General features: G+C 42.3%; 2 protein-coding genes. Both read right to left on the bottom strand.

Going from position 1 to position 1,857, the window contains the following annotated elements:
• Positions 1 to 1,057, bottom strand: a 1,057-nt coding sequence (locus AC1MDJ_RS07640; protein WP_479690328.1) for a tetratricopeptide repeat protein, incomplete at its 3' end; no start/stop codon positions are given.
• A 153-nt stretch (positions 1,058 to 1,210) separates the two neighbouring features.
• Positions 1,211 to 1,857: hypothetical protein (locus AC1MDJ_RS07635; RefSeq protein ID WP_479690327.1), on the bottom strand; the 647-nt coding region annotated here is incomplete at its 5' end.

The following is a 1,857-nucleotide window of genomic DNA, read 5'->3' as shown; positions in this document are numbered from 1 at the left end:
CAAAGGCTTTCTTGTAGTCCTGTTCTACTCCTTGTCCATTTTCATAAAGATTGCCTAAACTATCTTGTGCGCTTGCATATCCCTGTTCGGCAGCCTTTGTGAACCATTCAAAGGCTTTCTTGTAGTCCTGTTCTACTCCCTGTCCATTTTGATAAAGATAGCCTAAATTAAATTGTGCGCTTGCTTCCTCTTGCTCGGCAGCTTTTGTGTACCACTCAAAGGCTTGCTTGTAATCTTGTTCTACTCCCTGTCCATTTTGATAAAGATAGCCTAAACTATCTTGTGCGCCTGCATCTCCCTGTTCAGCTACCTTTGTGAACCATTCAAAGGTTTTCTTGTAGTCCTGTTTTACTCCATATCCATATTTGTATAAGACACCTATGGCATACTGAGCATGCACTACCCCCTGTTCGGCAGCTTTTGTGAACCATTCAAAGGCTTTCTTGTAGTCCTGTTCTACCCCTTGTCCATAATGGTATAAGCCACCCAAACGATATTGTGCGTCTGCTACACCCTGTTCGGCAGCTTTTGTGAACCATTCAAAGGCTTTCTTGTAGTTTTGTTGCAAGTCTCCTAAACCAAGCTCTTCCGTAGTAAAGTTTTCATGCCAACTGCCGACATAGTATTGTGCTTTCGCATTCCCTTGTTCAGCCCAATCATAGACTTCCGCTATCCTATCAATCATTACTTTTCTGAGTTGCTCTGCTATTGCATCCTGTGGCAGTATAGACTCATGGTCTTTATTCAGAACTGTAGCCTCTGCGAGCTTCACGCCATTCAGTAAGATTTCATACGTATGTGGGTCAAGCGTTTGATTGTCCTTAATCGTGATAGGCGGCAACACAAACCCCGTTTCCGAAAATATAGTTTGACGCATAGCCCTAAGACTCTGATGAATGGCAGAGTTTTGCGGTCTTTGGCGCATAGACTTTTGCAGTATTTGGCGCATAGGACCAAGAAAGGCAGGGTTTAGCACTAGTGGAATTAGCTTACGACCCAGCCCTAACTCAAGCTTTAGCCCGTCCCGCTCAAAAGTTTCCTTGTAAGTTTCATTCATAAGTCATCTCCTTAAGTTTAATGGAGCTATCATAGCGTGCACATACGTCTAAAATGGACGTAAATGGAACGCCACCCCAAATAAAATTTAGGGTGGCGATTTATGTTGTCAAAATCCATATTCATAGCTAGTTTATATAAAAAGGGGTGGTGCTTATAGTTTTTGCCCTATTTTAACCAATTCAATAATCTCGTTGAAGTATGCCTCATAGCCACCCTCCATACGAATATAAGCGGGATGATATGCATTGAGTATTATGCCACCCTTAAACTTCGCCACAGCTTGCCCGTTCTCCCCACCACTAGTTTTAAGGTCGTCAAAAAGTGCCCGCACTCCGCTTGCGTTGATAATAATATCGGGAGCAATCTTTTCTATCTGCTTGTGAAGCAAAGCCTTGTAATCGTTATAATGCTCGTTTATAATTCCTTGCGAAGAAGTCGCATCGCCAGGGGTCTTTTTAACGTTTATTTTTGCTACCTTACGTAGGATATTCTTATCCCCAATAGCAAATTCTTTTGGTGCGCGCAACTTCTCAAAGTCATATTCCTTATTGATTAGTCCATAAGAAACATTTATTATGTTGCCATACGTGCTATTCCAGCGACCATATTTGTAATCTCCATCTGCAACTCCATTGTATTCCCACTCGCGCAGTGACCAGTCGCCACCACCTTCGCCACTGCTTCCCTCTTTTAGTATCCATAGGATTTTAGGCTTTACAGCCTTAAACTCTTCCTCGCCGATTATCCCATCATACAATAAATCATCTGTCTTGTATGCATCTATAAACTCTTTATCCA

It is taken from the genome of Candidatus Termitispirillum reticulitermitis (genome assembly GCF_054655775.1).
Note: the sequence above shows the minus strand (reverse complement) of the source record. Positions and strands in the feature narration are given on the sequence as shown.